At 71.2% G+C, this 2026-nt stretch carries 2 protein-coding genes; both read left to right on the top strand.

What is annotated here, in order from left to right:
- The first annotated feature begins 3 nt into the window (after positions 1 to 3).
- The gene (locus VFF46_RS29215) at positions 4 to 804 is read left to right on the top strand and encodes a Rossmann-like domain-containing protein (RefSeq protein ID WP_325040441.1); all 801 of its coding nucleotides are present in this window, start codon (positions 4 to 6) and stop codon (positions 802 to 804) included.
- Positions 801 to 2000: an MFS transporter gene (locus VFF46_RS29220; RefSeq protein WP_325040440.1), complete on the top strand. Its 1200-nt coding sequence runs from the start codon at positions 801 to 803 to the stop codon at positions 1998 to 2000. The genes VFF46_RS29215 and VFF46_RS29220 overlap by 4 nt, the downstream gene beginning before the upstream one ends.
- Positions 2001 to 2026 lie beyond the last annotated feature (26 nt).

The raw sequence follows: 2026 nt of genomic DNA on the forward strand, positions 1-2026 counted from the left end.
CTCGTGTCCGTAGGTCAACTGATCGAGTCCGTGCTCGCGGGTGCCTTCGGCCCCGCCGCCGGCACGTTCGACATCACCAGTGCGTTCTGGCTGCACCACACCACCCGCCTTCCCGGTGCCGACGTCACCTATCGCAACTACTACGTACTGCTGCGCGTCGGAGAGGTGTTCGGCGCCTGCTCCTTCGAAGCCGGTGAGCTCGACCCGTCGTACTGCGCGGAAACCTCCGGCCGCACCCTGGCCGACGTTCTCGAAAACGATCCTCTCCCGGTACGGATCGCCGCCCTCGACGCCTACCTGGCAGCGGTCGAGCCGCACCACACCTCGCCGTACGCCGAGGAGGTCGTCCTCCCCGCCGGCACCCCCGACGTCCGTGCGAAGGCCCGCGACGCCGCCGTAGCCGGACTCCTGGACGTTGCCGAAGGCACCAAAGTCGCCTTGATCGGCGTCGTCAACCCGCTCGTCGACGCGATCACCGACCGCGGCGGAATCTGCCTGCCCTGCGACTTCAACCTCCGCGAGACCGCGTCCGGCCTGCCCGTCACCCAGGACATGACCGAGGTGATCGACGCCGCCGACGCGGTCGTCGCCACCGGTATGACGCTGTCCAACGGAAGCTTCGACGTCCTCCTGCACAGTTGCCGCGAGCAAGGAAAACCGCTCGCGATCTACGCCCAGACCGGCAGCGCGGTCGCCCGGACGTTCCTCGGCGCCGGTGTCACCGCGCTGTCGGCCGAACCCTTCCCCTTCTCCCAGTTCAGCTCCCGCCCGAGCAGCCTCTATCGCTACAGGACGGATACATGACCACCCAGCAGCTCACCGCCGAAGTACCCGGCGACATCCGAATGGCCAAGCGGCTGTGGCCGTTCCTGCTCGCCTCGACCGTGAGCCTGATCCCGTTCACGGTCTTCGGTCTGTACCTGGTGCCGATCTCCGCCGCCGCGGGCGGCAGCGTCGCGGAGATCGGCGGGCTGCGCGGCCTCGGCGGGCTCGCGGCGCTCGCGGTCGGTGTCACACTGGCGCCGTTGATGGACCGCGCGCCGCGGGAGCTGGTCGCGGCGGGCGGCCTTGCGTTGCTCGGTGTGTCGGCCGCATTGGGTGCCGTAGGCAACGTGTTTGCGGTGGCCGCGTTCTGCCTGCTGATCGGGGCCTCGACGTCGATCCTGGCGCCGTCGATCGGCGCCGCGGCCGCGGACCGCTTCCGCTCCCCGGCCGCAGCCGGCCGGGCGGCGACGCTGGTGTCGGCGACGACGAGCGCGATGGCGATGCTCGCCGCGCCGGTGCTCGCCGTACCCGGAATGCTCTGGGGTTGGCGCGGCAACCTGCTCGCGGCGTCGGCGATCGCGTTGACCCTGTCGGCCGCGTTCTTCGTCCGCGGACGTGGCCGGCCGGCACCGATTGCGGGTAAGCAGCGCGTCAGCTATCTGGCGACGTACCGCGAACTCGCTCGGATCCCCGGCGCCGTACCGCTGCTCGCGGTCGCGATGCTGCGGACGGCGGCGTTCATGGGGTACCTCGCGTACCTGGCCGCGTTCTACGACGACAAGTTCGACCTCGCGCCGGGGTGGTTCGCGCTGGTCTGGTCGCTCAGCGGGGCCTCGTTTTTCCTCGGCAACCTGCTCGCGGGGCGGTACCTCGCGACCGACCGCGCCGGGACCGAGCGGCTGCTGCTGATCGGGATCGTCGTCGCGCTGATCGCCGTCTCCGCGTTCTACCTCTCGCCGACCCTCCCGCTGACGCTCGCCCTCACCGCGGTGATGGGTGGCGGCCACGCGACCGTCGCTGCCTGCGTCACCACCCTGCTGGTCCGGCGCAGCGGCACGCTCCGCGGCTCGGCGCTCAGCGTCAACGCCGCCGGCATGAGCCTCGGCACCTTCCTCGGCGCCGCGCTCGGCGGCCTCGGCCTAGCCCTCGGCGGCTACCCCGGTACGGCGGTCACCTTCGCCGCCATCACCCTGCTCGCCACCCTCTCCGCCCTCCGCATCCCCCGCCCGTCCTGAAGCTCAGCCTGACCCCAGCTCCGCCC

Source organism: Kribbella sp., assembly GCF_035655035.1.
Taxonomy (GTDB): Bacteria; Actinomycetota; Actinomycetes; order Propionibacteriales; family Kribbellaceae; genus Kribbella.

What these genes read in the sequence shown, in the direction of transcription:
- VFF46_RS29220 (WP_325040440.1), top strand. Translation starts at nt 801, where the DNA reads ATGACCACCCAGCAGCTCACCGCCGAAGTACCCGGCGACATCCGAATG.